The organism is Streptomyces sp. NPDC001843 (assembly GCF_042891955.1).
In the GTDB taxonomy this organism is placed as follows: domain Bacteria; phylum Actinomycetota; class Actinomycetes; order Streptomycetales; family Streptomycetaceae; genus Streptomyces.
On sequence record NZ_JBIATQ010000007.1, the window covers coordinates 117,717 to 143,127 of the forward strand.

Here is a 25,411-nt window from a genome sequence, read left to right on the forward strand (position 1 = left end):
GAACACCGCGGTTTCACGACCGCCTCCGCGAGCGAAGGGACGTACATGCCCATGGGTCACACGACCACGGCCGAGGCAGGCTCCGGGGGCCTGACAGCGACCGAGCACCGGCTGGCCAACGGTCTGCGCGTGGTGCTCTCCGAGGACCACCTGACCCCCGTCGCGGCGGTCTGCCTCTGGTACGACGTCGGCTCCCGCCACGAGGTCAAGGGACGTACCGGTCTGGCTCACCTCTTCGAGCACCTGATGTTCCAGGGCTCCGGGCAGGTGAAGGGCAACGGTCACTTCGAACTGGTGCAGGGCGCCGGCGGCTCGCTGAACGGCACCACCAGTTTCGAACGCACCAACTACTTCGAGACCATGCCCGCCCACCAGCTCGAGCTCGCGCTCTGGCTGGAGGCCGACCGCATGGGCTCGCTGCTGACCGCCCTCGACGACGAGTCCATGGAGAACCAGCGGGACGTCGTCAAGAACGAGCGCCGGCAGCGCTACGACAACGTCCCGTACGGCACCGCGTTCGAGAAGCTGACCGCCCTGGCCTATCCCGAAGGCCACCCGTACCACCACACGCCGATCGGCTCCATGGCGGACCTGGACGCGGCGACGCTGGAGGACGCGCGCGCGTTCTTCCGCACCTACTACGCGCCGAACAACGCCGTCCTCTCCGTCGTCGGGGACATCGACCCCCAGCAGACCCTCGCCTGGATCGAGCGGTACTTCGGCTCCATCCCCTCCCACGACGGCAAGCCCCAGCCGCGCGACGGCTCGCTGCCGGAGGTCATCGGCGAGCAGCTGCGTGAGGTCGTCGTGGAGGAGGTCCCGGCGCGCGCCCTGATGGCCGCCTACCGGCTCCCGCACGACGGTACGCGCGCGTGCGACGCGGCCGACCTGGCGCTCACCGTCCTCGGCGGCGGCGAGTCCTCCCGCCTCTACAACCGGCTCGTACGACGGGACCGCACGGCGGTCACGGCCGGGTTCGGGCTGCTGCGGCTGGCCGGGGCGCCCTCCCTGGGGTGGCTGGACGTGAAGACCTCCGGCGACGTCGAGGTGCCGGTCATCGAGAGCGCGATCGACGAGGAGCTCGCCCGGTTCGCCGAAGAGGGCCCCACGCCCGAGGAGATGGAGCGCGCCCAGGCCCAGTTGGAGCGCGAGTGGCTGGACCGGCTGGGCACGGTCGCTGGCCGCGCCGACGAACTGTGCCGGTACGCGGTCCTCTTCGGCGACCCGCAGCTCGCCCTCACGGCCGTCCAGCGTGTCCTCGAGGTGACCCCCGAGGAGGTCCAGGAGGTCGCCAAGGCCCGCCTGCGCCCCGACAACCGCGCGGTGCTCGTCTACGAGCCGGTCTCCGCGGAGGCCGCCGAGGAGACCGAGGACGTGGACGTACCCGAGGACCCGGAGTCCGAGGCCACCGTGGAAGCGGACGCCGACCAGAACGCGAACGAGGAGGCCGGCAAGTGAGCGAGCTCGCCGCTATGGAGTTCCACCCGCAGCCCCAGGCGGGCGAGGCCAGGCCGTGGGCGTTCCCGGCCCCCGAGCGCGGCGCGCTCGACAACGGCCTGACCGTCCTGCGCTGCCACCGCCCCGGCCAGCAGGTCGTCGCCGTCGAGGTGCTCCTGGACGCGCCCCTGGACGCCGAGCCGGCCGGCCTGGACGGCGTCGCCACGATCATGGCCCGGGCCTTCTCCGAGGGCACCGACAAGCACTCGGCCGAGGAGTTCGCCGCCGAGCTCGAGCGGGCGGGCGCCACGCTCGACGCGCACGCCGACCACCCCGGCGTCCGCCTCAGCCTGGAGGTCCCGGCCTCCCGCCTGGCCAAGGGGCTCGGGCTGCTGGCCGACGCGCTCAGGGCGCCCGCGTTCGCCGACGGCGAGGTCGAGCGGCTGGTGCGCAACCGCCTCGACGAGATCCCGCACGAGCTGGCCAACCCCTCCCGCCGCGCCGCCAAGGAGCTGTCGCGGCAGCTCTTCCCGGCGACCTCGCGCATGTCCCGGCCGCGCCAGGGCACCGAGGACACCGTCGCCAAGATCGACTCGGCGGCCGTCCGCGCCTTCTACGACCGGCACGTGCGGCCCGCCACCGCCACCGCCGTGGTGGTCGGTGACCTGACCGGCATCGATCTGGACGCGCTGCTCGGCGAGACCCTGGGCGTCTGGCAGGGCTCCTTGGCCCAGCCCCGCCCGGTGCCGCCGGTGACCGCCGACGACACCGGACGCGTCGTCATCGTCGACCGTCCGGGCGCCGTCCAGACCCAGCTGCTCATCGGCCGTGTCGGCCCCGACCGGCACGACCGGGTGTGGCCCGCCCAGGTGCTCGGCACCTACTGCCTCGGCGGCACCCTCACCTCCCGCCTGGACCGTGTGCTGCGCGAGGAGAAGGGCTACACCTACGGCGTGCGCGCGTTCGGCCAGGTCCTGAGGTCCGGCCCCGAGGGCGAGGGCGCCTCGATGCTCGCCATCAGCGGCTCGGTGGACACCCCGAACACCGGTCCCGCGCTGCAGGACCTGTGGACGGTGCTGCGCACGCTCGCCGCGGAGGGGCTCACCGACGCGGAGCGCGACGTGGCCGTGCAGAACCTCGTCGGGGTGGCGCCGCTGAAGTACGAGACGGCGGCCGCCGTGGCGAGCACGCTGGCCGACCAGGTCGAGCAGCACCTGCCCGACGACTTCCAGGCGACGCTGTACCGGCAGCTCGCCGCGACCGGCACGGTGGAGGCCACCGCGGCGGTCGTCAACGCCTTCCCGGTGGACCGGCTGGTGACGGTCCTGGTCGGAGACGCGGCACAGATCAAGGAGCCGGTCGAGGCGCTCGGCGTCGGCGAGGTCTCCGTCGTGGCCGCCGAGTAACCGGCAAGGCCGGCAAGCCCGGCAGCCGTGCGACAGCGGCACGCGCGCGTGGGGCCCTGGTGACCGATGGATCGCCAGGGTCCCGCGGTGTTTCCGAAGTCTCTGCAGGATGTCCGAATTGGGGCAGAGGTTGCCTGTCTGCCCTGTGGGATGCGCTACAAAAACCGTGTTGCGTTTGAGGATTGAAAGGTGCGCCGCTTAGCGTCATCCGGGCTGTTCGTCAGGCATCGCGCCGCATCCGCGGCACCGGACAGTCATCGCCGAGTCCCCGTACGGCGCGAGCCAGGGGAGCCGGGGACCCACCGTCCCTTGGGGTGAATCGGACGCCCGCGCACACCGCGAGGGGGCCCGTAGGAGACCTTCCTGCTCCGAACCCGTCAGCTAACCCGGTAGGCGAGAAGGAAGGAAAGGACCAGCCACTTCATGGCGTTCACCCGCGCCACCGGGAAGCACCGCCGTCCCAGCCGGATGCACCGCACCACCGCCCGCGCCGCGGGCGTCGCGGCCCTCGCCACCACGGGCGCCATCGGCACCCTCGCCGCTCCGGCGCTCGCCGCCGAGCCCGCGCCCGCACCCGAGCAGACCGCCCTCACCCCGGTCATCACCATCAGCGACTCGGTGCCCCAGCAGATCGACGCCCAGGCCGACGCCCAGAAGGAGGCCGCCGAGCGGAAGGCGGCCGAGGAGGCCGCGCGCAAGAAGGCCGCCGAGCAGGCGCAGAAGGCGCGCGAGGCGGCCCAGGAGGCCAAGGCGCGGGCGGCCCGTGCGGCCGAGCGCAAGCGGCTGAACGCGTTCGTCGCGCCGATCACCGGCTCGTACGTCTCCACCGGCTACCAGGCCAGCAGCTCCCTGTGGTCGTCCGGCTCGCACACCGGTATCGACTTCCACGCCGCGAGCGGCACCGCCGTCCACGCGGTCGGCTCCGGCACCGTGGTGTCCACCGGCTGGGGCGGGGCGTACGGCAACGAGATCGTGATCAAGATGGCCGACGGCATGTACACCCAGTACGGCCATCTGTCGTCCATCGGTGTCTCGGTCGGCCAGAAGGTCACCCCGGGCCAGCAGATCGGTCTGTCCGGCTCGACCGGCAACACCACCGGGCCGCACCTCCACTTCGAGGCCCGCACCGGCCCCGACTACGGTTCGGACGTCGACCCCATCGCCTACCTCCGCAAGCACGGCGTGAACGTCTGACCCGGGATCGCCCCCCCAAGATCCCCCAAGCTCCACCCCCCACCCGAAGCCCCGGCCCCACAGCCGGGGCTTTCGTGGTTTCCGCGCCTCCGTGCAGGCCTCCGCTGTCCAAAAAAACTCCATGGATTCCGACCCGCCGTCGGAAATTCCCGCCCATTGCAATAGAGTCACGGAACGGGCGCCAATCGGCGGCGTTTCACGGGGATTATTGGCGGAGGTCGGTATGCGTATTCCGGCGCACTCGGTATGCACGGCGATCCGGGACGACATCGTGGCCGGTGTCTACGAGCGCGGCGGCCGGCTCACCGAGGAACTCCTCGCCCGCCGCTACGGCGTCTCGCGCGTCCCCGTCCGCGAGGCCCTGCGCACCCTGGAGGCCGAGGGCTTCGTGGTGACCCGGCGGCACGCGGGCGCGTGCGTCGCCGAACCGACCGAGCAGGAGGCCGCCGACCTGCTGGAGATGCGCGTGCTGATGGAGCCGCTCGGCGCCGCCCGCGCCGCCCAGCGGCGCACGGAGGCCCACCTCAAGGTGCTGCGCGGCCTGGTGAGACTGGGGCAGGAGCGGGCCCGCAGGGGCAGCAGCGAGGATCTGCGCTCCCTGGGCGGCTGGTTCCACGAGACGCTCGCCCAGGCGTCCGGCAGCCACGCACTGACCTCCGTGCTCACCCAGCTGCGGCACAAGATCGCCTGGATGTACGCGGTGGAGGCACCCGCCGACCCGGTGGAGTCCTGGGCGGAGCACGGCGCCATCGTGGACGCGGTGGCGCGCGGCGACGGCGAGCGCGCGCGGGCGATCACGGCGCTGCACACCGAGCGGGCGACGGCCGCCCACCGGCTGCGTTTCCCGGGTACCGCCGACCGCCCGGAACGTGTGAGGACTTCGCAACAAGCCGTAAACATGTCGAGCCTGCGGCATTAACACGGGCGCCGTATACAAAGAAGGGTAATTCGGCGAGGTGTATTTCCCCCTGCCCGAATTCGTGGTGCGCTCCGGAATTCCCGGAGAAACGGCGGAGCCGCGCCGCCCGAAAGGGGCGACGCGGCTCCGCCGTTCTGTGCGGTCCGGGGCTCAGACGGTCTCGGGCAGCTCCTCGAGCCCCTCGGAGACCAGCTTCGCCAGACGGTCCAGGGCGGCGTCCGCACCCTCGGCGTCGGAGGCGAGGACGATCTCCTCGCCGCCCTGGGCGCCGAGGCCGAGGACGGCCAGCATGGAGGCCGCGTTGACCGGAGTGCCGCCGGTCTTGGCGATCGTCACCGGCACGCCTGCGGCCGTGGCGGCTCGGACGAAGATGGAGGCGGGGCGGGCGTGGAGGCCCTCGGCCCAGCCGACGTTGACGCGGCGCTCAGCCATGTGTTGCTGCCCTTCAGTTCTCGGTGTTGCCTAGACCGCTCTGTTGTCTAGACCAGTTTCCCATATTCACGAAGCATCCCCGGACGGTGCTTCGTCCCGTCCGGAGCCGGCGTCGGATCGCGGCCTCGATCCGACGCCGTCCTCCACAGACTGCCTCGCGCCGTTGTCGGACGCGAGCCGTACTCTGGGGCCCATGCAGACCCCGGCGGACCGGCAGGACCGGCACGAGTACCCCGCCCACTGGGAGGCGGACGTGGTGCTGCGCGACGGCGGCACCGCGCGCATCCGGCCCATCACCGTCGATGACGCCGACCGGCTGGTCAGCTTCTACGAACAGGTCTCGGACGAGTCGAAGTACTACCGCTTCTTCGCTCCGTACCCGCGCCTGTCCGCCAAGGACGTCCACCGCTTCACGCACCACGACTTTGTGGACCGGGTGGGACTCGCGGCCACGGTCGGCGGCGAGTTCATCGCCACCGTACGCTATGACCGCATCGACGCCGACGGCATGCCCGCCTCCGCGCCCTCCGACGAGGCCGAGGTCGCCTTCCTGGTGCAGGACGCGCACCAGGGCCGCGGGGTCGCCTCCGCCCTGCTGGAACACATCGGGGCCGTCGCGCGCGAGCGCGGTATCCGCCGCTTCGCCGCCGAGGTGCTCCCCGCCAACACCAAGATGATCAAGGTGTTCACGGACGCCGGGTACACCCAGAAACGCAGCTTCGAAGACGGCGTCGTACGCCTGGAGTTCGACCTCGAACCCACCGACCGCTCGCTCGCCGTCCAGTACGCGCGGGAGCAGCGCGCCGAGGCGCGCTCGGTCCGGCGGCTGCTGGTGCCCGGGGCGGTCGCCGTGGTCGGTGCCGGGCGCACGCCCGGGGGAGTGGGGCGCGGAGTGCTCGGCAACCTCCGGGCCGCCGGCTACACCGGACACCTGTACGCCGTGAACCGGGCCTTCCCCGAGGACCTCAAGGAGGTCGACGGCGTGCCCGCGTACCGCTCGGTGCGGGACGTCGACGGCCCCGTGGACCTGGCGGTCGTGGCCGTGCCCGCCGAACACGTGCCCGAGGTGGTCGCGGAGTGCGGCGAGCACGGTGTGCAGGGCCTCGTCGTGCTCTCCGCCGGGTACGCGGAGGCCGGGCCCGACGGGCGCGAACGGCAGCGCGCACTCGTCCGGCAGGCCCGCACGTACGGCATGCGGATCATCGGTCCGAACGCCTTCGGGATCATCAACACCTCGCCGGACGTCCGGCTCAACGCCTCCCTCGCCCCCGAGATGCCGCGCCCCGGCCGCATCGGGCTGTTCGCCCAGTCGGGTGCCATCGGTATCGCGCTGCTGTCCCGGCTGCACCGGCGCGGCGGAGGCGTCACCGGTGTCACGGGCGTGTCCACCTTCGTGTCGTCCGGCAACCGCGCGGACGTCTCCGGCAACGACGTCCTGCAGTACTGGTACGACGACCCGGACACCGACGTCGTCCTCATGTACCTGGAGTCCATCGGCAACCCCCGCAAGTTCAACCGGCTGGCCCGGCGGACCGCCGCGGCCAAGCCGCTGGTGGTGGTCCAGGGCGCCGGCTCCGCTCCGCAGGGGCATGCGGTACGGGCCACCCGGCTGCCGCACGCGACCGTGTCCGCGCTGCTCAGGCAGGCCGGGGTGATCCGGGTCGACACGATCACCGAGCTGGTCGACGCGGGGCTGCTGCTCGCCCGGCAACCGCTGCCCCCGGGACCGCGGGTGGCGATCCTCGGGAACTCGGAGTCGCTGGGCCTGCTGACGTACGACCAGTGCCTCGCGGAGGGACTGCGGCCCTCGCGGCCGCTCGATCTGACGACGGAGGCCTCGGCGGAGGACTTCCACAGGGCGTTGTCCGAGGCGCTGGCCGACGACACGTGCGACGCGGTCGTGGTGACCGCGATACCGGCCATCAGGGAGGCGTCGCCCGGGGACGCGGAGCTGGCCCAGGCACTTCGGTCGGCTGCCGCCGGCGTACCGGGGAAGCCGGTGCTCGTCGTGCACGTGGAGCTCGGGGGCCTCGCGGAGGCGTTGTCGGCGGCGGCCAGTACGGCACCGGCCGCACCCGAGCGGGAAGACCCCCACCGGCCCGCCGGACGACCGCCCGCGGCGGCGGAGGTACGTCGGCCCGCACCGGCCGCGGTCACCGAGCAGAACTGCTCCCGCCTCATCCCCGCCTACCCCGCCGCCGAGCGGGCCGTCCGTGCCCTCGCCGAGGCCGTGAAGTACGCGCAGTGGCGCACGGAAGCCGTCGACCCGGGGAAGGTGCCCGAGTACGAGGACATCGACGAGAAGGGGGCGGCCCGGCTGATCGACGGGCTGCTCGCACGCGGGCAGGGCCTCACCCTCGGCGCGGAGGAGACCTGCGAGCTCCTCGGCAGGTACGGCATCCGGGTGCACCGCGCGCTGCCCGCCCCCGACCCGGACGCCGCCGCCGAAGCCGCGCGCACCCTCGGCTACCCCGTGGCGCTGAAGGCCACCGCCCCGCACCTCAGGCACCGCGCCGACCTGGGCGGCGTACGCCTCGACCTGGCGGACGAGGAGCAACTGCGCTGGGCGTTCGCCGAGTTGACGGGGCTGTTCGGCGGCCCCGACGAGCTGCGGCCGGTGGTGCAGACGATGGCACCGCGGGGCGTCGACACCGTCGTACGGGCCGTGATCGACCCCGCGGCCGGGGCGGTGCTCTCCTTCGGGCTCGCCGGAGCCGCCTCCCAGTTGCTCGGCGACATGGCGCACCGGCTGGTCCCGGTGACCGACCGGGACGCGACCTCCCTGGTGCGGTCGATCCGGACGGCGCCGCTGCTGTTCGGCTGGCGCGGCTCGACCCCCGTCGACACCCCGGCCCTGGAGGAACTGCTGCAGCGCGTGTCCCGCCTGGTCGACGACCACCCCGAGGTCGTCGCGGTCACCCTGGAGCCCGTCGTGGTCGCCCAGCGGGGTGTGAGCGTCCTGAGCGCCTCCGTACGCCTCGCGCCCCCGCCCGCCCGGGACGACCTCGGCCCGCGGACCCTGCCGGTCTACTGAGCCGGGAAGGACGCAGGGCACATGGAGATCGCCGTCGGCCGGACACTGCCCGAGGGAAGCTGGTGGGACTGGGAGGTGATCGCCTGGGACGCGGGCCGGCTGCGGCTGGCCGCCGGGTACGACCTCTCGTACCACCATGGCCTGGAGCTGGTCTTCACAGGCCCGGCGTTCGTGTCCTGCCCGCTCGCCTTCCAGGACCCCGAGTTCCGCGCCCCCACCGCCGCCGAGACGGCAAGGCTCCGGGGGTTCCTCGGCGGGACGCCGTCCGTGGTGGTCGCCTTCGAGGCCGACGCCGGCGGCACCGAGCCCGTCTCCTGCCTGATCGCGGCCGAGCGGCTCGACGTCGTGCCGGGGCTGGTGGTCGGGTACCCGACCACCGCCGCGGGCCCCGGCACGGCTGTCCCCGACTGGCCCGGACCGCCCCTGCCCACGGATTAGGATGGACGTCATGGCCAAGACCAGTACGACGACCCAGGGGCTGCGCGCGGCGATCGAGCGCAGCGGCTACTACCCGGCCCTCGTGGCCGAGGCGGTGGAGGCCGCCGTGGGCGGCGAGCCCATCCGGTCGTACCTGGTCCACCAGGAGACCACCTTCGACCAGAACGAAGTGCGGCGGCACGTCACCGTGCTGGTCCTCACCGGCAACCGCTTCATCGTCAGCCACACCGACGAGCAGGCCGCCGACAACACCTCTCCGACCCCGTACGCCACGACGTCCACCGAGTCGGTGAAGCTCGGCCGGATCTCGTCGGTCGTGGTCAGCCGTGTGGTCGCCAACCCGGAGCAGTACAAGCCGGGCACCCTGCCCCGCGAGGTCGTGCTGACCATCGGCTGGGGCGCCGTCTCCCGCATCGACCTCGAACCCGCCGCCTGCGGCGACCCCAACTGCGAGGCGGACCACGGCTACACGGGCAGCTCCACGGCGGACGATCTCAGCCTGCGCGTCAGCGAGGCCGGGGACGGCCCGGAGACGGTGCGTCAGGCGCTCGCCTTCGCGCAGGCCGTCTCCGAGGCGACCGCGGACGTCAGCCGCTGATGACCCAGTCCACGGCCGCGGCCTGGGACCACCCGGAACCGCTCTCCCTCGCCTCCGCCCCGCTGCCCGAGTACGGCACCGGGTCGCTCGCCGACCTGCTGCCCACCCTGGCCGCCGGGATGTCCGTACCCGGCATGACCGCGGCGATCACGGAACTGACTCCCGCCGACCGCAACTGCGTGTTCCTGATCGACGGCCTCGGCTGGGAGCAGATCAAGGCCCACCCGGACGAGGCCCCCTTCCTGACCTCGCTGCTGGGCAGCTCCCGCGGGGGCACCGGCCGCCCGATCACCGCCGGTTACCCGGCGACCACCGCCACCTCCCTGGCCTCGGTCGGCACCGGTCTGCCGCCGGGCGCGCACGGCCTGCCCGGTTACACGGTCCGCAACCCGGCGACCGGCGAGCTGATGAACCAGCTCCGCTGGAACCCGTGGACACCGCCCGCCGCGTGGCAGCCGTACCCCACCGTCTTCCAGCTGGCCCACGAGGCGGGTGTGCACGCCGCCCAGGTGTCGTCCCCCGTCTTCGAGAACACCCCGCTGACCCAGGTCGCGCTGAGCGGAGGCACCTTCCTCGGACGGCTGACCGGTGAGGAGCGGATGGACCTCGCGGCCGAGCAGCTGGCCGCCGCCGACCGCTCCTTGGTCTACACGTACTACGCCGAACTGGACGGCGCCGGGCACCGCTACGGCATCGCCTCCGACACCTGGCGCGGCCAGCTGATGTACGTCGACCGGCTGGTCCAGCGCCTGGCCGAGCAACTTCCCCCGCGCAGCGCGCTCTACGTCACCGCCGACCACGGCATGGTCGACATCCCGTTCGACGAGCAGCACCGCATCGACTTCGACGAGGACTGGGAGCTGCGCGCCGGGGTCGCCCTGCTCGGCGGCGAGGGGCGGGCCCGCCATGTGTACGCGGTGCCGGGCGCCGAGGGCGACGTCCTGACCGTCTGGCGCGAGGTGCTCGGCGAGCAGTTCTGGGTGGCTTCGCGGGACGAGGCCGTCGCGGCGGGCTGGTTCGGGGCGCACATCGACGACCGGGTGCGCGCGCGCATCGGCGACGTGGTCGCGGCGGCGTACGACGACGTGCTGCTCATCGCCTCCGAACGCGAGCCGAAGGAGTCGTCGATGGTCGGCAACCACGGCTCCATGACCCCTGCCGAGCAGTTGGTCCCCCTGCTCGAAGTACGCTCCTGAAGAATCGTCCGCCGGTCCGCGCCCACCCGCGGTCCCCGCAGCCTCCGCCGAAAGGTGCTCAATCCCCCATGCCCGAGCTGGTGTTCTTCTCCGGAACGATGGACTGCGGGAAGTCGACCCTGGCTCTCCAGATCGAGCACAACCGCTCCGCGCGCGGTCTCGCCGGAATGATCTTCACCCGTGACGACCGGGCCGGCGAGGGCAAGCTGTCCTCCCGGCTTGGCCTGGTCACCGACGCGGTCGAGGTCGAGGACGGGCAGGACCTGTACGTGTACCTCGTCGACCACCTCTCGCACGGCGGCCGCGCGGACTACGTGATCGCGGACGAGGCGCAGTTCCTGGCGCCGGAGCAGATCGACCAGCTCGCGCGCGTGGTCGACGACCTGGACATCGACGTGTACGCCTTCGGCATCACCACCGACTTCCGTTCCAAACTGTTCCCCGGCTCCCAGCGGCTGGTGGAACTCGCCGACCGGGTCGAGGTGCTCCAGGTGGAGGCGCTGTGCTGGTGCGGCGCCCGGGCCACCCACAACGCCCGTACGGTGGGCGGTGTCATGGTGGTCGAGGGCGCCCAGGTGGTCGTCGGCGACGTCAACCAGTCGGCCGACGAGATCGGTTACGAGGTGCTGTGCCGCCGCCACCACCGTCGCCGGATGACGGCGGCGTCGGCACGCGCGGCCGCCCTGTCCCCGGACGTCCTGCCGGTCTCCACCCCCTGAGCGGCCCCCGCGCGCCCCGCGCGGACTCTCAGCGCGGGTCCTGGACGACCGCGAACAGCGCGCCCTCCGGGTCCGCCACCTTCGCCACCCGGCCGTGCGCGCTGTCATGGGCGGGTTCGAGCACCCGTCCGCCCAGCTCGGCCACCCGCCGCAGCGCGTCGTCCGCGTCCTCGACCTGGAAGTACGTCAGCCAGTGCGAGCCCCGGTCCCGGGGCAGGGAGTGGCCGACGCCGTGCACGCCGGCGACCGGGACGCCGTCCAGACGCAGGGTCACGTAGTCCACGCCGGCGCAGACCACCTGCTCCTCCTCGTAACCGAACAGCGCCTTGTAGAACTTGGTGACGCTCGCGGTCTCGAAGGTGAGCAGTTCGGTCCAGGCGGGCGTGCCGTGGACGCCGATGACGGCGGTTCCGGTGCCCGGTACTCCCTGCCAGACGCCGAACACGGCCCCCGAGGTGTCGGAGCCGATCACGAGCCGCCCGGTGCCGCGGGCCTCCACGGGGCCCACGCCCACGGTGCCGCCGCACAGCCGTACCGTTTCCGCCGTCCGGTCGACGTCGTCCGTGGCGAAGTGCGGCGTCCAGGCGATGGGCAGATGGAGGTCCGGCGCCAGCTGGCCGATGCCCCCCACGCGGTGGCCGTCGAGCAGCGCCCAGGAATAGGGTCCGAGCTGCTGGGGGCCCGGTTCGAACTTCCAGCCGAAGAGCCCCCCGTAGAACCTCTCGGTCGCGGTCAGCCCGTGCACCATGAGACTCACCCAGCAGGGTGTGCCGGGCGCGCGCCGACCGTGCGTGCCGCCTCTCGGGCCGAACGGTCCCCGTGCCTCGGTCATCGTCACTCTCTCCCCGGCCCCTCACGTGGTGTTCATCGGATGTACACCACGTGCCCGACCCCGTACGTTCGGTGATCGAACCTGTCCGGCGGAGCAGATTAGCCGGACCTGGACGACGCGGCCACCCCTGAAAGGATGGACGCCATGAACGCCATCATCATCGCGACGGAGCTCGCGCACGACTTGACCGGAGCCAACCCGCCGGTGCTGCTCGACGTCCGCTGGCAGCTCAGCCTGGCCAGGGCGGCCGGAGAACCGGTCTTCGACGGGCGGGCCGAGTACGCGGCCGGTCACCTGCCCGGTGCCGTGTTCGTCGACCTGGACCGGGAACTCGCCGCGGCGCCGGGGGAGCGGGGCCGTCATCCGCTGCCCGACATCGCCGGGTTCGGCGCCGCGATGCGCAGGGCGGGTGTGTCGTCGGGCCGGCCGGTGGTCGTGTACGACGGCGGGCAGGGCTGGGCGGCCGCGCGGGCGTGGTGGCTGTTGCGCTGGACGGGCCACCCGGACGTGAGGGTTCTCGACGGCGGGTTGCCGGCCTGGGAGGGACCGCTGTCGACGGACGTACCCGCCCCGGCGCCGGGCGACTTCGAGCCCGTGCCGGCCGCCGGGGGACTGCTCGACGCGGACGCCGCCGCCGCGCTCGCCCGCTCCGGCGTACTCCTCGACGCACGGGCGGCGGAGCGGTACCGGGGGGATGTCGAGCCCATCGACCGGGTCGGCGGGCACATCCCGGGCGCCGTGTCCGCGCCGACGACCGAGAACGTGACGGCGGACGGCCGGTTCCTGCCCGCCGACGCACTGCGGGCGCGGTTCAAGAACCTCGGAGCGTCGGAGGGCACCGAGGTCGGCGTGTACTGCGGCTCGGGCGTCTCGGCGGCGCACGAGGTGCTGGCCCTCGCGGTCGCGGGTATCCCGGCCGCGTTGTACGTGGGCTCCTGGTCCGAGTGGTCCTCCGACCCGTCCCGGCCGGTGGCGACGGGGCCGGAGCCCGAATAGCGGCACACGAAAGGGGGCTTCCCGCCCGGAAGCCCCCTCATGTGCGACGGCCTGTACGGCCGTTGCACCGGTACGGCCGAACTCCGGTACGGCCGCTACTCCTGCTTCTTGCGCCGGGTCCCGAACACGATCTCGTCCCAGCTCGGCACCGCGGCCCGGCGGCCGGGGCGGACCCCGTCGGCCTCGGCCTGCCGGTCGGTGGCGCCGATCAGGCGGTCCCGGTGGCTCGTGACCGAGCGGGGCATGAGGACGTCGGCGTAGGCGGAACCCGCCGAGGCTGCCGGGGCGGGGGGTTCCTCCGCCTCCGGTTCGGTGTCCGGGGGCTCCTCGGAGGACTCCGCCGCAGGCAGCTCCGGGACCACCAGGTCGCCCCGGAAGCTGGGCACCGCCTCCAGGAGGCTGGTCAGCGAGTCGCGTTCGCCCGTGCTCTCCTCGGCCGGCTCGGGCGACTGCGAGGGCAGGGTGGGCCGGTCCCGGTCCAGGGCGCCCAGGGTGCGCTCGCGCGGCAGGCGGGCGATGCGCGGCACGAACGGGAAGCTCGGCTCGGGCGCGCCGAGGTCGTCGGACTCCCCGATCAGGGAACGCGCCTCGTCGTCGACGGCCTGGACGAGCCGCCGGGGCGGGTCGTACGTCCAGCTCGCCGAGTGCGGCTCGCCCGCGACCCGGTAGACCAGCATGACCTCCCAGGTGCCGTCGTCGCGGCGCCAGGAGTCCCACTGCACGGTGTCCTTCTCGGCGCCGCGCAGCAACAGGCGTTCCTGGACGGCCTCGCCGAGCAGCGGACCGGAGTTCTCGCCGGGCCGCCGGACCGGGGTCTTGCGTGCCCGCTCGGCCATGAAGGCGCGCTCGGCCAGTACCGGGCCCTCGAAGCGCCGCACCCGGTCGACGGGGATGCCAGCGAGTTGCGCGACCTCTTCCGCGGTCGCGCCCGCTCGTATCCGCGCCTGGATGTCACGGGGGCGGAGATGGCTCTCCACCTCGATCTCGATCTGACCGAGGCGGGGCCGGTCGCCGCGCACGGCGGCGCGCAGCCGTTCGTCGATCGGAAGTGTGTACTCCGTTGCGTCGGCAGCCTTCAGCACCAGCCGTGTGCCGTCATTCGAGACGGCCACGACACGCAGTTCGGGCATGGGGACCTCCCGGGTGGTGCCTGCTGCCGACGTCACGTGCGTCGCTGCTTCCGCTAGTCGAGTGTGGCCTGCCCGGGTGCAGCCTGCCACAACCTTGCCGAGTTGCCCGGCGTGTCGGGCGCGGGCCCTGGAACGCCGTTATGGCACGGTTACCTGTTCGCAACGCTAAGTGACCAACTCCGTCACCCTGTGCAACTAGCCCCCTCCCGGCGCTCCTGCAAGGCTCCGGACACCCTGGCGGGAGACCGATACCCAGGGCTCGCAACAGTACTCCATTTGGACCATGTGCGTGGATGGGCGCGCCGCCGAACTTCTGTCGAGGGTCCCGCCCCGGCCGTCCGCAAGCGCTTTCCGCGATCTTGGACGTGGCGTACCTCACGCGGCCCTCGGAAGCGGACCCTTCTGTCTTTTCCCCCCTGGCCGATGGGCGCTCTTCCCCCGGCCGGCGGGGGCCTTACGCCCCCAGCACCCGCCGCAGGTAGTCGTTCTGGAACCGCCGGTCCGGGTCCAGCCGGTCCCGAAGGGCCGTGAACTCGGCGAACCGGGGGTAGGCCTCGGCGAAGTACGCGGTGTCCCGCGTGTGCACCTTGCCCCAGTGCGGCCGTCCCTCGTGCGCGGTGAAGATGCGCTCGGCGGCGGTGAAGTACGCCTGGTAGGGGGTGCCCTTGAACATGTGGACGGCGACATAGGCGCTGTCCCGCCCGGAGGCGGTGGACAGGGTGATGTCATCGGCCGGGGCGGTGCGCACCTCGACCGGGAAGCTGACCCTGAGGTTCGAGCGGTCGACCATCGCCTTGAGTTCCCGCAGCGTGTCGCCCAGCGCCTCGCGCGGGACGGCGTACTCCATCTCCACGAACCGCACCCGGCGGGGCGAGGTGAAGACCTTGTACGGGATGTCCGTGTAGGTCCGGGCGGACAGCGCCCGGCTGGAGATCCGGGCGATGGCCGGGATGGTCGCCGGCGCCGCGCGGCCGACCCAGTTGGCCACCTGGAAGACGCCGTTGGAGAGGAACTCGTCCTCGAACCAGCCGGTCAGCTGCCCGACCGGCTTCTCCGGTCCGGCGCTGCGGTTGTTCCGCTTGGTGTTGGTGTTGCCGGTGTGCGGGAACCAGTAGAACTCGAAGTGTTCGTTCTCGGCCCAGAGTTGGTCGAACTCGGAGAGGACCCGGTCGAAGGGCATCGGTTCCTCACGGGCCGTGAGCAGGAAGAGGGGTTCGACTGCGAAGGTGATCGCGGTGACGATGCCCAGGGCGCCCAGGCCGATGCGGGCGGCCGCGAAGACCTCCGGATTCTCCTTCTCCGAGCAGGTGAGCACCGACCCGTCGGCCGTGACCAGCTCGAGTCCCCTGATCTGGGCGGCGATCGAGGCCGACTCGCGGCCGGTGCCGTGCGTGCCGGTGCTGGTCGCCCCGGAGACCGTCTGCTCCATGATGTCGCCCATGTTGGTCAGCGACAGGCCCTCGCGGGCCAGGGCGAGGTTGAGCCTCTTCAGCGGGGTGCCGGCCTCGACGGTGACCGTCATGGCGTCCCGGTCGATGGCGCGGATACCGGTCAGCAGTTGAGGCCGTATCAACACGCCGTCGGTGGCCGCGATGGCCGTGAAGGAGTGCCCGGTGCCGACGGCCTTCACCTTCAGGCCGTCCTCGGCGGCCTGCCGTACCGCCGCGGCCAGTTCCTCCACCGAGGCGGGCGTCACCTCCCGCGCGGGACGGGCGACGACGTTGCCTCCCCAGTTACGCCAGGTGCCGCTCTGCCCGCTCGCTGTGGTGCTCAAGGGTGCCTCCCCGACCCGGAGCCGGCCTGCTGAGCCGGCGGTACCCGAGGAAACCGACCGCGACCGCGACGGCCCCGGACACCGCCGGAACCCCGTACCCGGCGCGCGCCCCGGCTGCGTCGATCACCCAGCCGGCCACGGAGGAGCCGAGCGCGACCCCGACCGCCAGGCCGGTGCTCACCCAGGTCATGCCCTCGGTGAGCTGCGCGCGAGGTACGTGCTCTTCGATGAGGGACATCGTCGTGATCATCGTCGGCGCGATGGACAGACCCGCAACGAACAGCGCCACGGCCAGAAGCGACAAGTTTCCGACCAGTAGGAGGGGGATCATACTCACGGACATCGCACACACGCCCAGCAGCCACCGGCGTTCCGGCGCCCCCGCCGGGCGCAGCAGCCCGAAGACCACTCCGGCCGCGCAGGAACCCGCCGCGTACAGCGCGAGGACCACACTGGCCGCGCCCTTGTGCCCGCGCTCGTCGGCGAAGGCGACGGTGGCCACGTCGACCGCCCCGAAGATCGCCCCGGTCGCGACGAACGTCGCCACCAGCACCCGCAGGCCGGCCGAGCGCAGCGCCGTACCGCCACCGTGGTGCTCGCGCGGGTGCGGCGCGGGCTCCGTGGCGCGCTGGGCGGTCAGCCAGAAGACACCGGCCGCCAGGAAGCAGGCGGCCAGCAGCGGGCCCGCCTCCGGGAACCACGCCGTGGACAGGCCGATGGAGATGATCGGCCCGAAGATGAAGCAGACCTCGTCCACCACCGACTCGAACGAGTAAGCGGTGTGCAGCTTCTCGGTGCCCCGGTACAGCGCCGCCCAGCGGGCCCGGATCATCGCGCCCAGGCTCGGTACGCAGCCGATGCCGGCGGCGCACACGAACAGCACCCAGTCCGGCCACCGGAGGTGCGCCGCGAGCAGCAGTCCGGCCGACGCGGCGAGCGCTCCCAGGGTGGCCGGGCGCAGCACCCGGCGCTGGCCGTACTGGTCCACCAGCCGGGATATCTGCGGCCCGATCGCGGCGGCGGACAGCGCGATGGCGGCCGACAGTGCGCCCGCGAGCCCGTACCGCCCGGTGAGCTGGGAGACCATCGCGACCACGCCGATGCCCATCATCGACAGCGGCATCCGGCCGACGAACCCCGCGGCGGAGAACCCCTTGGTGCCGGGGGCGGCGAACAGGGCGCGATAGGGGCTCGGCACGGGGGGTCTCCGGTCTTCGGGCGTAAGGCGTAAGGCGCGAACGCGGCCGATACAGCTTACGAGTAAGCGAACCCTGATGCATCCGGGAATACAGCCGGGCCCACAGGAGGGAAAACCGGCCGAAAGCCGACCGGAACCCGACTCTTCACCCCACTGTTTCCGGGCGGTCAGTGCCGGGTGGCAGGATCGAGCCATGCCAGACGCGCTCGATGCCACCCCCTACGACGCCCTGCTCCTGCTCTCGTTCGGCGGCCCGGAAGGCCCGGACGACGTGGTCCCCTTCCTGGAGAACGTGACCCGCGGGCGCGGCATCCCCAAGGAACGCCTCAAGGAGGTCGGGCAGCACTACTTCCTGTTCGGCGGGGTCAGCCCGATCAACGACCAGAACCGCGCCCTGCTGGACGCCCTGCGCAAGGACTTCGCCGGGCACGGCCTGGACCTGCCGATCTACTGGGGCAACCGCAACTGGGCCCCGTACCTGACGGACACCCTGCGCGAGCTGGCCGCCGACGGCCGCCGCCGCGTCCTGGTGCTCGCCACCAGCGCCTACGCCTCCTACTCGGGCTGCCGCCAGTACCGCGAGAACCTCGCGGACTCCCTGGCCACCCTGGAGGCCGAGGGAGTGGACCTGCCCCGGGTCGACAAGCTGCGGCACTACTTCAACCACCCCGGCTTCCTCCAGCCCATGATCGACGGGGTGCTCGAGTCCCTCGCCGACCTCCCCGAGGAGGTCCGGGCCGGCGCCCACCTCGCCTTCACCACCCATTCCATCCCCACCGCGTCCGCCGACACCTCTGGCCCCGTCGAGGCCCACGGCGAGGGCGGCGCGTACATGGAGCAGCACCTGGACGTGGCCCAGCTGATCGCCGACGCCGTCCGCGAGCGCACCGGCGTCGACCACCCCTGGCGGCTCGTCTACCAGTCCCGCTCCGGCGCCCCGCACATCCCCTGGCTGGAGCCCGACATCTGCGACCACCTCGAGGAGCTGCACGCGGCCGGGGCCCCGGCGGTGGTCATGGTCCCCATCGGCTTCGTCTCCGACCACATGGAGGTCCTCTACGACCTCGACACCGAGGCCAAGGCGAAGGCGGAGGAACTGGGCCTGCCCGTGCGCCGCTCGGCCACCGTCGGCGCCGACCCCCGGTTCGCCGCCGCGGTCCGCGAGCTGATCCTGGAGCGTGCCGCCGTCGAGCGCGGCCAGGACGTCGTGCCGTGCGCCCTGGGTGCCCTCGGCGCGAGCCATGACGTCTGCCCCGTCGGCTGCTGCCCTGCCCGCGCCCCCCGCGCGGCCGCCGCGGGCGCCGACAGCCCCTACGCGTGAGGAGCCCCGTGACCGACAGCCTGCACACGGACCTGCTGAAGCTCGCCCAGGAGGCGGCCCGCCGGGCGGGGGAGCTGCTGCGCGACGGCCGGCCGGCCGACCTCGCGGTCGCCGCGACCAAGTCCAGCCCGATCGACGTCGTCACCGAGATGGACATCGCGGCCGAGAAGCTGATCACCGATCTGATCTCGGCCCACCGTCCCGACGACGGCTTCCTGGGCGAGGAGGGGGCGGCCACCGAGGGCACGAGCGGCGTCCGCTGGGTGATCGACCCGCTCGACGGCACGGTCAACTACCTGTACGGGCTCCCCACCTGGTCGGTGTCCATCGCGGCCGAACAGGACGGCGAAACCGTGGTCGGGGTCGTCGCCGCCCCGATGCGCGGCGAGACGTACCACGCGGTACGCGGCGGCGGCGCCTGGGCCACCGGCGCCTGGGACGGCGAACGCGCGCTCGCCTGCCGCCCCGCGCCGCCCCTGGAGCACGCGCTGGTCTCCACCGGCTTCAACTACGTCACCGAGGTCCGCACCCACCAGGCCGAGGTGGCCGCGAGGCTGATCCCGCTGCTGCGCGACATCCGGCGCGGCGGCTCGGCCGCGGTCGACCTGTGCGACCTGGCCTGCGGCAGGCTCGACGGGTACTACGAACGCGGGCTCAACGCCTGGGACGTGGCCGCGGGCGACCTGATCGCCCGGCAGGCGGGCGCCCTGACCGGTGGACGGCCCGGAGAGCGGCCCTCACGCGATCTCACGGTCGCGGGCACCCCGGGAGTCTTCGAGCCCCTCCAGCGGCTGCTGGAGGACTTCGGGGCCTGGCACGACTGACCGGCCCCCGGTGACCGACCTGAGGACGCAGCAGGGCCCCGGCGCTGGATTCGCCGGGGCCCTGCTGACGTACGGGTCGTGCGCGGCCGTACGGGTGTCACCGGCCGATCAGACGCTGGGCGCGCCGACCTCCACACCGTGTTCGGCGGCGAGGCGGCGCAGGTCGTCGAGCTCTGCCAGCTCCACATCGACGAGGAAGTCGTCGCCCTCGTCACGCGCCCGCGTCAGGTCGGTCTCGGTCGCCCTTATGCGCTGCAGAAGTCCTGCGGTGAATGCGTCCATGCTGCGCCCCCTCGTCCAGGGTCGTGGGTCGGTGGCACGGGGGTGTGCCGATTGGGAAGGGGCGATCACGTCTCCTGCAGGTGCCCAGCGCTGCCCAGGCTGGGCGGCGACGGTGCCGGACACCCACGCCCGCTCTGCGACAAGCGGATCGCGGCGTGCCACATGGTGCTGCGGCACATGCAGAGCGTGATCGCGGGGTGTAAAGCCGTCCTCCCCCCGCTCCCTTACGCGGAAACCTGACCGGAGGAGAAAATCTGGTATTCCCCCGCCGGGCGTTCGATCCTCCGGTGATCCTCCGGTGCCACCGACGTCTTACAGCCGACTTATGGCGGAAAAGGGCAGGATGGAGGTCACACAATCCCGTACAGACCCCTGCCCGCGCGCGCTTCGGCGCGCTACGCGGGTGGACAGAGGAAGGACAAGCGACGTGCGCGTACTCGTCGTCGAGGACGAGCAGCTGCTCGCCGATGCGGTGGCCACCGGACTGCGCCGGGAGGCCATGGCCGTCGACGTCGTGTACGACGGTGCGGCCGCCCTGGAGCGCATCGGCGTCAACGACTACGACGTGGTCGTCCTCGACCGCGACCTCCCGCTGGTGCACGGCGACGACGTCTGCCGCAAGGTCGTCGAGCTCGGCATGCCCACGCGCGTGCTGATGCTCACCGCCTCGGGAGACGTCAGCGACCGCGTCGAGGGCCTGGAGATCGGCGCCGACGACTACCTTCCCAAGCCGTTCGCGTTCAGTGAGCTCATCGCGCGCGTGCGCGCCCTCGGCCGGCGCACCAGCGTGCCGCTGCCGCCGGTGCTGGAACGCGCCGGCATCAAGCTCGACCCCAACCGCCGCGAGGTGTTCCGTGACGGCAAGGAGATCCAGCTCGCGCCGAAGGAGTTCGCCGTCCTGGAGGTGCTGATGCGCAGCGAGGGCGCCGTCGTCTCGGCCGAGCAGCTGCTGGAGAAGGCCTGGGACGAGAACACCGACCCGTTCACCAACGTGGTGCGCGTGACCGTGATGACGCTGCGCCGCAAGCTGGGCGAGCCGCCCGTCATCGTCACCGTCCCCGGCTCCGGCTACCGGATCTGACGGCCGTGGCCGCCGCCCCCACGCCTCCGCAGGCGCCCCCGAAGCCCACCTGGGACCCCAGGAGGCCGGAGCCCCCGTTCCCCTGGCTGCGCCCGACCATCCGGATACGGCTGACGCTGCTGTACGGAGGCATGTTCCTGATCGCCGGCATCCTGCTGCTGTCGATCATCTACCTGCTGGCCGCGCAGGCGATCAGCACGGGCAACCAGCCGCCCTTCAAGATCGTGAGCGCCAGCGACAAGATCGAGGTGTCCAGCCCCGACTGCCCCGCGATCAACAACCCCGCCGGCCTGACGCTCACCCAGTTCAACTCGGCTGTCGGTGAATGTATCGACCACGCGCGCAACGTCGCCCTGGACAATCTGCTCAGCCGCTCGCTGCTGGCCCTGCTGGGCCTCGCCGTGATCGCGTTCGCGTTCGGCTACGCCATGGCCGGCCGGGTGCTGTCACCGCTCGGCCGGATCACCCGCACGGCCCGCGCGGTGGCCGGGTCGGACCTGTCCCGCCGGATCGAGCTGGACGGCCCGGACGACGAGCTGAAGGAGCTCGCGGACACCTTCGACGACATGCTGGAGCGGTTGCAGCGGGCCTTCACGGCGCAGCAGCGCTTCGTCGGCAACGCCTCGCACGAGTTGCGCACGCCCCTGGCGATCAACCGCACGCTCCTGGAGGTCCACCTGTCGGACCCGGGCGCGCCCGTGGAGCTGCAGCAGCTCGGCAAGACGCTGCTGGCCACCAACGAGCGCAGCGAGCAGCTCGTGGAGGGCCTGCTGCTGCTCGCCCGCAGCGACAACCAGATCGTCGAACGCAAGCCCGTGGACCTGGCGGAGGTCGCCTCGCAGGCCATCGACCAGGTGCACGCCGAGGCCGAGGCCAAGGGCGTCGAGATCCGGGGCGAACGCAAACCGGCGGTCGTCCAGGGCAACGGTGTGCTGCTGGAGCGGATCGCCCTGAACCTGGTGCAGAACGCCGTGCGGTACAACGTGCCCGAGGAAGGCTGGGTGGAGGTCACCACGCAGGTGCAGCACGGGCACGCCGTGCTGGTGGTCTCGAACACCGGCCCGGTCGTGCCGGCCTACGAGATCGACAACCTCTTCGAGCCGTTCAGACGACTGCGTACCGAGCGCACGGGCAGCGACAAGGGAGTGGGCCTCGGCCTGTCCATCGTCAGGTCCGTGGCGCGGGCACACGGCGGTCACATCTCGGCGACGCCGAGGGAGGGCGGCGGGCTCGTGATGCGGGTCACGCTGCCGATCTGACCGACTTGTGACACACGCGGGGATGTTCGCTTTGGGCGGAATCCTCCGAGGGCGCGACGGACGTCACCGTGTGTGATCGATCACATGGGCGCCTTTCCGGCCGCCCACTCTGTGTGATCATGAACGCCGACGGAAAGCCGGGAAAGTCCGGGTTTTCGGGGGTCCTGATCACGGGAAGTACACGGTGAGATGCCTTTGAGGTGCGGCACCCGGACCGTGTACGGTCCCCATCGCCATCCCAGCCGATCACTCTTGAGGGGGCCGGTTGGGTGTCGATTGAGTAACAGACCTTGATGTGAGGCAAAATCTCCGCCTCAGGTCGGGCACAAGTCCGGCCTCTCACGCGTTACGTGCGCTGGAGACACCGCAGACACCCAGAGGGGGAGAGCGACAATGGCAACCGACTACGACACCCCACGCAAGACCGACGACGACGTCGATTCGGACAGCCTCGAAGAGCTGAAGGCCCGGCGCAACGACAAGTCCGCGTCGGCCGTAGACGTCGACGAGTTCGAGGCCGCGGAAGGCCTGGAGCTGCCGGGCGCAGACCTCTCGAACGAGGAGCTGGCCGTCCGAGTGCTGCCGAAGCAGCAGGACGAGTTCACCTGCATGAGCTGCTTCCTGGTGCACCACCGCAGCCAGCTGGCTCGCGAGAAGAACGGTCAGCCGATCTGCCGCGACTGCGACTGAGGACGGGTCGGCCGTGACTGGCTCGACCCCTCCCAGGAAGCGCCGCTCCCACCTCATGGGAGCGGACCACGGGCCGTCCGACGGTCCGCACGGCACGCGTGACGACGAGCGGGGCTCACCCGGGACGGGAGCCTCGCTCGAACCGGCGGCCGACCGGGACGAGCTCCCGGCGTCCGCCAGGTCGGCCACGCCCGTCGCCCGGCGCATGGCCGCGGCGATCCGGGAGCGGGCCCGGCAAAGGGGCCGCGAAGGCCCCAGCAAGGGCGGCAGCCGGACCAGGGCGGGGCTCGCCTATCTGACCGAGCGGATCATCGAGATCGCCCCGCGGATCCCCGTACGCGACCTCGCCGCACTGCGCCGACAGTTCCCGGGTCTCGGGCCCGAGGAACTCGCCGACAAGCTCGTGACGGGCGCGGCGAACGGCACCTCCACGGTCGGGGCCGGGATCGGCGCGGCGGCGATGCTGCCGGTGCCGCCCGCGATGCCCACCGAGCTGGCCGCGGAGATCACCGGGGTCGCGGCGATCGAGCTGAAACTCATCGCCGAGCTCCACGAGGTCTACGGCGTACGGCCGCCGGGCGGCCTCAGGGCCCGCAGCACCGCGTATCTGTCCTCCTGGTCGGGGGAGCGCGGCATCGACGTGATGAAGCCGTCCACGCTCAACACGGCCCTCGGCGGGCCGATGAAGCGCGAACTGCGCCAGCGGATCACCAAGCGCATGGTGCGCAACATGCCCAACCTGATGCCCTTCATGGTCGGCGCCGTCGTCGGAGCGACCATGAACCGCCGCGACACCAAGAGACTGGCGGCACGGATCCGGGCCGACCTCCGCAAGGTCCAGGTGCCGTGGGACGCACTCCCCGAACTGCCCCCGCTCGAGGCCCCGGCACACCCGCTGACGCTCGGGGACGTCGCCGAGGGGCTGGAGGACTGACCGGCGCCGGGCCCCGAGACCCTAGGCCACCGCTTCCCGCGCCGTCGCGATCGCGGCGGCGAGTTCCTCCGGGTTCCGGGTGGACAGGTACAGGTACGGCGTCGGGTCGGCCGGGTCGGTGACCTCGACGCGCAGCGCCGTCGGGATGTAGGCGCGCAGGAGGAGGAAGGCGCGGGTGTCGGCCTTGTAGGTGCGCCAGGCCCGGGCCTCCTCCCGGTCCAGGACCTCCGCGGCACCGAGCGCCGTAACCGGGATCTTCGCCTCGCCCGCGATCAGGGAGTCGCCCACGACACGGATCCGGACGGAGCCGTACGAGCTGGCGACGACCGCGGCGGCCGCCGTGCCGCCGACCAGGCCGCCGAGCAGCGGCAGGGGGCCGAACGGCAGCAGGATCAGGGCGAACGAGACCCCCACCAGGAAGCTGATCAGCCACCAGGAGCGGGGGGCGGTGAGGCGTTCGTCGTACGGGGCGGCGGAGAGCTGCATGGAGCCAAGCTTGGCACGGTGAACGGACACCCCCGACGCGCGGGTAAGGTCTGCGGCTGTGAGTGGTGGTTCCCCAGTTCTTCAGCCTCCCGCCGACGCCGTGAAACCCGTTCGGCACCCCGACGCCCCCGCACCCGGTGAGCTGCTCGGTGCGCACTACGGCCAGTGCTTCGGCTGTGGCGGCGAACAGCCGCACGGGCTGCGCCTCGCGGCCCGCGCGGGCGAGGGCGTCTCCCTCACCGCCGAGTTCACCGTGCAGCCCGCCCACCAGGGCGCCCCCGGCCTCGCGCACGGCGGAGTGCTCGCCAGCGCCCTCGACGAGACGCTCGGCTCGCTGAACTGGCTGCTGCGCACCGTCGCCGTGACCGGACGGCTGGAGACCGACTTCGTACGGCCCGTGCCGGTCGGGACCACGCTCCACCTGGCGGCCGAGGTGACCGCCGTCGCCGGGCGGAAGATCTACTGCACCGCCACCGGCCGGATCGGCGCCCCGGACGGCCCCGTCGCCGTCCGCGCCGAAGCGCTCTTCGTCGAGGTCGACGTCCAGCACTTCGTCGACAACGGGCGCCCCGAGGAGATCCAGGCCGCCCTGCACGACCCCGACCGCATCCGCCGTGCCCGCGCCTTCGAGGTGAACCCATGAACCCCGCGCGCCCCGAGCCCCCCGCCGAGCGCGACCCCGTGCGCGTGCTGATCCGCCGAGTCGACCCCGACGTACCGCTTCCGGTGTACGCGCACCCCGGTGACGCTGGAGCCGATCTGCGCACCACCGAGGCCTGCGAACTCGCACCAGGTGAACGCGCCGTCCTGCCCACGGGAGTGTCCATCGCCCTCCCGGAGGGGTACGCGGCCTTCGTGCACCCGCGATCCGGTCTCGCCGCCCGCTGCGGTGTCGCGCTCGTGAATGCCCCGGGGACGGTTGATGCCGGGTACCGTGGGGAGATCAAGGTGATCGTGGTGAATCTCGACCCGCGCGACAGCGTGCGGTTCGAGCGCTTCGACCGGATCGCCCAACTGGTCGTCCAGCAGGTCGAGAGGGTCCGCTTCCAGGAGGTGGCGGAGCTTCCCGACTCGGCGCGGGCCGAGGGGGGCTTCGGGTCCACCGGCGGTCATGCCGCGGTGGGCGGCGACAGCGGCACAGAAAGCGGCACAAGCGGTCGGGCCGTCGACGACGGCCGGACGGGTGGGAATCGATACGCTTCGGTCGTATCCGACCGGGAAGGACAGTGAC

The 25,411-nt window shown here is 72.3% G+C and carries 25 protein-coding genes and 1 riboswitch; of the genes, 18 read left to right on the plus strand and 7 right to left on the minus strand.

Annotated elements, in window-relative coordinates; translation table 11 throughout:
- Positions 1 to 45 precede the first annotated feature (45 nt).
- The 4 genes from ACFYZQ_RS19220 (at position 46) to ACFYZQ_RS19235 (ending at position 4,956) form a co-directional block, all read left to right on the plus strand.
- On the plus strand, positions 46 to 1,458 hold the full coding sequence (locus ACFYZQ_RS19220) for a M16 family metallopeptidase (RefSeq protein WP_389148752.1): 1,413 nt from the start codon (positions 46 to 48) through the stop codon (positions 1,456 to 1,458).
- Positions 1,455 to 2,843 (plus strand): M16 family metallopeptidase, encoded by a 1,389-nt coding sequence (locus ACFYZQ_RS19225; RefSeq protein WP_389148755.1) that lies wholly within the window; start codon positions 1,455 to 1,457, stop codon positions 2,841 to 2,843. The genes ACFYZQ_RS19220 and ACFYZQ_RS19225 overlap by 4 nt, the downstream gene beginning before the upstream one ends.
- 248 nt (positions 2,844 to 3,091) lie before the next feature.
- Positions 3,092 to 3,253, plus strand: a riboswitch (cyclic di-AMP (ydaO/yuaA leader).
- A 13-nt stretch (positions 3,254 to 3,266) separates the two neighbouring features.
- Positions 3,267 to 4,037 (plus strand): M23 family metallopeptidase, encoded by a 771-nt coding sequence (locus ACFYZQ_RS19230; protein WP_389148757.1) that lies wholly within the window; start codon positions 3,267 to 3,269, stop codon positions 4,035 to 4,037.
- Between the two features lie 223 nt (positions 4,038 to 4,260).
- Positions 4,261 to 4,956, plus strand: coding sequence for a GntR family transcriptional regulator (locus ACFYZQ_RS19235; RefSeq protein ID WP_389148760.1), 696 nt, complete (start codon positions 4,261 to 4,263; stop codon positions 4,954 to 4,956).
- 150 nt (positions 4,957 to 5,106) lie between these two features.
- Here the strand turns inward: ACFYZQ_RS19235 and ACFYZQ_RS19240 are convergent, their stop codons facing one another.
- Positions 5,107 to 5,388: an HPr family phosphocarrier protein gene (locus ACFYZQ_RS19240; protein ID WP_361799811.1), complete on the minus strand. Its 282-nt coding sequence runs from the start codon at positions 5,386 to 5,388 to the stop codon at positions 5,107 to 5,109.
- A 193-nt stretch (positions 5,389 to 5,581) separates the two neighbouring features.
- Here ACFYZQ_RS19240 and ACFYZQ_RS19245 point away from each other — a divergent pair, with 193 nt between their 5' ends.
- From ACFYZQ_RS19245 to ACFYZQ_RS19265, 5 genes are all read left to right on the plus strand, one after another.
- Positions 5,582 to 8,422, plus strand: a complete 2,841-nt coding sequence (locus tag ACFYZQ_RS19245) for a GNAT family N-acetyltransferase (protein ID WP_389148763.1) — start codon at positions 5,582 to 5,584, stop codon at positions 8,420 to 8,422.
- A 21-nt stretch (positions 8,423 to 8,443) separates the two neighbouring features.
- Positions 8,444 to 8,860 carry a hypothetical protein gene (locus ACFYZQ_RS19250; protein ID WP_389148766.1) on the plus strand — a complete coding sequence of 139 codons (417 nt, stop codon included), beginning with the start codon at positions 8,444 to 8,446 and terminating at the stop codon, positions 8,858 to 8,860.
- A 1-nt stretch (position 8,861) separates the two neighbouring features.
- Positions 8,862 to 9,458, plus strand: coding sequence for a DUF5998 family protein (locus ACFYZQ_RS19255; RefSeq protein ID WP_389148769.1), 597 nt, complete (start codon positions 8,862 to 8,864; stop codon positions 9,456 to 9,458).
- Positions 9,458 to 10,654 carry an alkaline phosphatase family protein gene (locus tag ACFYZQ_RS19260; RefSeq protein WP_389148772.1) on the plus strand — a complete coding sequence of 399 codons (1,197 nt, stop codon included), beginning with the start codon at positions 9,458 to 9,460 and terminating at the stop codon, positions 10,652 to 10,654. Before ACFYZQ_RS19255 ends, ACFYZQ_RS19260 begins: the two co-directional genes overlap by 1 nt.
- Positions 10,655 to 10,722: 68 nt before the next feature.
- Positions 10,723 to 11,373 (plus strand): thymidine kinase, encoded by a 651-nt coding sequence (locus ACFYZQ_RS19265; RefSeq protein ID WP_389148775.1) that lies wholly within the window; start codon positions 10,723 to 10,725, stop codon positions 11,371 to 11,373.
- 28 nt (positions 11,374 to 11,401) lie between these two features.
- Here ACFYZQ_RS19265 and ACFYZQ_RS19270 read toward each other — a convergent pair whose 3' ends face one another.
- Positions 11,402 to 12,205: a VOC family protein gene (locus tag ACFYZQ_RS19270; protein ID WP_389148778.1), complete on the minus strand. Its 804-nt coding sequence runs from the start codon at positions 12,203 to 12,205 to the stop codon at positions 11,402 to 11,404.
- Between the two features lie 144 nt (positions 12,206 to 12,349).
- On the opposite strand from ACFYZQ_RS19270, the gene ACFYZQ_RS19275 reads away from it, so the two are divergent.
- A complete protein-coding gene (locus ACFYZQ_RS19275) occupies positions 12,350 to 13,201 on the plus strand; it encodes a sulfurtransferase (RefSeq protein WP_389148780.1) in 852 nt (283 codons plus the stop codon).
- 95 nt (positions 13,202 to 13,296) lie between these two features.
- Here ACFYZQ_RS19275 and sepH read toward each other — a convergent pair whose 3' ends face one another.
- From sepH to ACFYZQ_RS19290, 3 genes are all read right to left on the minus strand, one after another.
- Positions 13,297 to 14,331, minus strand: a complete 1,035-nt coding sequence (gene sepH / locus ACFYZQ_RS19280) for a septation protein SepH (protein ID WP_389148783.1) — start codon at positions 14,329 to 14,331, stop codon at positions 13,297 to 13,299.
- A 454-nt stretch (positions 14,332 to 14,785) separates the two neighbouring features.
- Positions 14,786 to 16,105 (minus strand): D-arabinono-1,4-lactone oxidase, encoded by a 1,320-nt coding sequence (locus ACFYZQ_RS19285; RefSeq protein WP_389148785.1) that lies wholly within the window; start codon positions 16,103 to 16,105, stop codon positions 14,786 to 14,788.
- Positions 16,065 to 17,303: an MFS transporter gene (locus ACFYZQ_RS19290; RefSeq protein ID WP_389148788.1), complete on the minus strand. Its 1,239-nt coding sequence runs from the start codon at positions 17,301 to 17,303 to the stop codon at positions 16,065 to 16,067. The genes ACFYZQ_RS19285 and ACFYZQ_RS19290 overlap by 41 nt, the downstream gene beginning before the upstream one ends.
- A gap of 193 nt (positions 17,304 to 17,496) precedes the next feature.
- On the opposite strand from ACFYZQ_RS19290, the gene ACFYZQ_RS19295 reads away from it, so the two are divergent.
- On the plus strand, positions 17,497 to 18,624 hold the full coding sequence (locus ACFYZQ_RS19295; protein WP_389148791.1) for a ferrochelatase: 1,128 nt from the start codon (positions 17,497 to 17,499) through the stop codon (positions 18,622 to 18,624).
- An 8-nt stretch (positions 18,625 to 18,632) separates the two neighbouring features.
- Complete coding sequence (locus ACFYZQ_RS19300) at positions 18,633 to 19,448, plus strand: inositol monophosphatase family protein (RefSeq protein ID WP_389148794.1); 816 nt, start codon at positions 18,633 to 18,635, stop codon at positions 19,446 to 19,448.
- 108 nt (positions 19,449 to 19,556) lie between these two features.
- On the opposite strand, the gene ACFYZQ_RS19305 is transcribed toward ACFYZQ_RS19300, so the two are convergent.
- Complete coding sequence (locus ACFYZQ_RS19305; protein WP_388799533.1) at positions 19,557 to 19,730, minus strand: hypothetical protein; 174 nt, start codon at positions 19,728 to 19,730, stop codon at positions 19,557 to 19,559.
- A gap of 427 nt (positions 19,731 to 20,157) precedes the next feature.
- Between ACFYZQ_RS19305 and ACFYZQ_RS19310 the strand changes: the two genes are divergently transcribed.
- The 4 genes from ACFYZQ_RS19310 to ACFYZQ_RS19325 all read left to right on the plus strand — a co-directional run bounded on the left by ACFYZQ_RS19310 (position 20,158) and on the right by ACFYZQ_RS19325 (position 23,694).
- Entirely contained in the window at positions 20,158 to 20,811 is a 654-nt protein-coding gene (locus ACFYZQ_RS19310) for a response regulator transcription factor (protein WP_360148195.1), read from the plus strand.
- Positions 20,812 to 20,816: 5 nt separating this feature from the next.
- Positions 20,817 to 22,070 carry a sensor histidine kinase gene (locus tag ACFYZQ_RS19315; RefSeq protein WP_389148798.1) on the plus strand — a complete coding sequence of 418 codons (1,254 nt, stop codon included), beginning with the start codon at positions 20,817 to 20,819 and terminating at the stop codon, positions 22,068 to 22,070.
- 393 nt (positions 22,071 to 22,463) lie between these two features.
- Positions 22,464 to 22,760 carry a DUF4193 domain-containing protein gene (locus tag ACFYZQ_RS19320; RefSeq protein WP_003993510.1) on the plus strand — a complete coding sequence of 99 codons (297 nt, stop codon included), beginning with the start codon at positions 22,464 to 22,466 and terminating at the stop codon, positions 22,758 to 22,760.
- 13 nt (positions 22,761 to 22,773) lie between these two features.
- On the plus strand, positions 22,774 to 23,694 hold the full coding sequence (locus tag ACFYZQ_RS19325; RefSeq protein ID WP_389148801.1) for a hypothetical protein: 921 nt from the start codon (positions 22,774 to 22,776) through the stop codon (positions 23,692 to 23,694).
- A 21-nt stretch (positions 23,695 to 23,715) separates the two neighbouring features.
- Here the strand turns inward: ACFYZQ_RS19325 and ACFYZQ_RS19330 are convergent, their stop codons facing one another.
- Positions 23,716 to 24,180, minus strand: coding sequence for a DUF3093 domain-containing protein (locus ACFYZQ_RS19330; protein ID WP_388799524.1), 465 nt, complete (start codon positions 24,178 to 24,180; stop codon positions 23,716 to 23,718).
- Positions 24,181 to 24,238: 58 nt separating this feature from the next.
- Between ACFYZQ_RS19330 and ACFYZQ_RS19335 the strand changes: the two genes are divergently transcribed.
- Complete coding sequence (locus ACFYZQ_RS19335) at positions 24,239 to 24,823, plus strand: PaaI family thioesterase (protein ID WP_389148804.1); 585 nt, start codon at positions 24,239 to 24,241, stop codon at positions 24,821 to 24,823.
- Positions 24,820 to 25,410 (plus strand): dUTP diphosphatase, encoded by a 591-nt coding sequence (gene dut, locus ACFYZQ_RS19340; RefSeq protein ID WP_389148807.1) that lies wholly within the window; start codon positions 24,820 to 24,822, stop codon positions 25,408 to 25,410. Before ACFYZQ_RS19335 ends, dut begins: the two co-directional genes overlap by 4 nt.
- The last annotated feature ends 1 nt before the right edge of the window (position 25,411 follow it).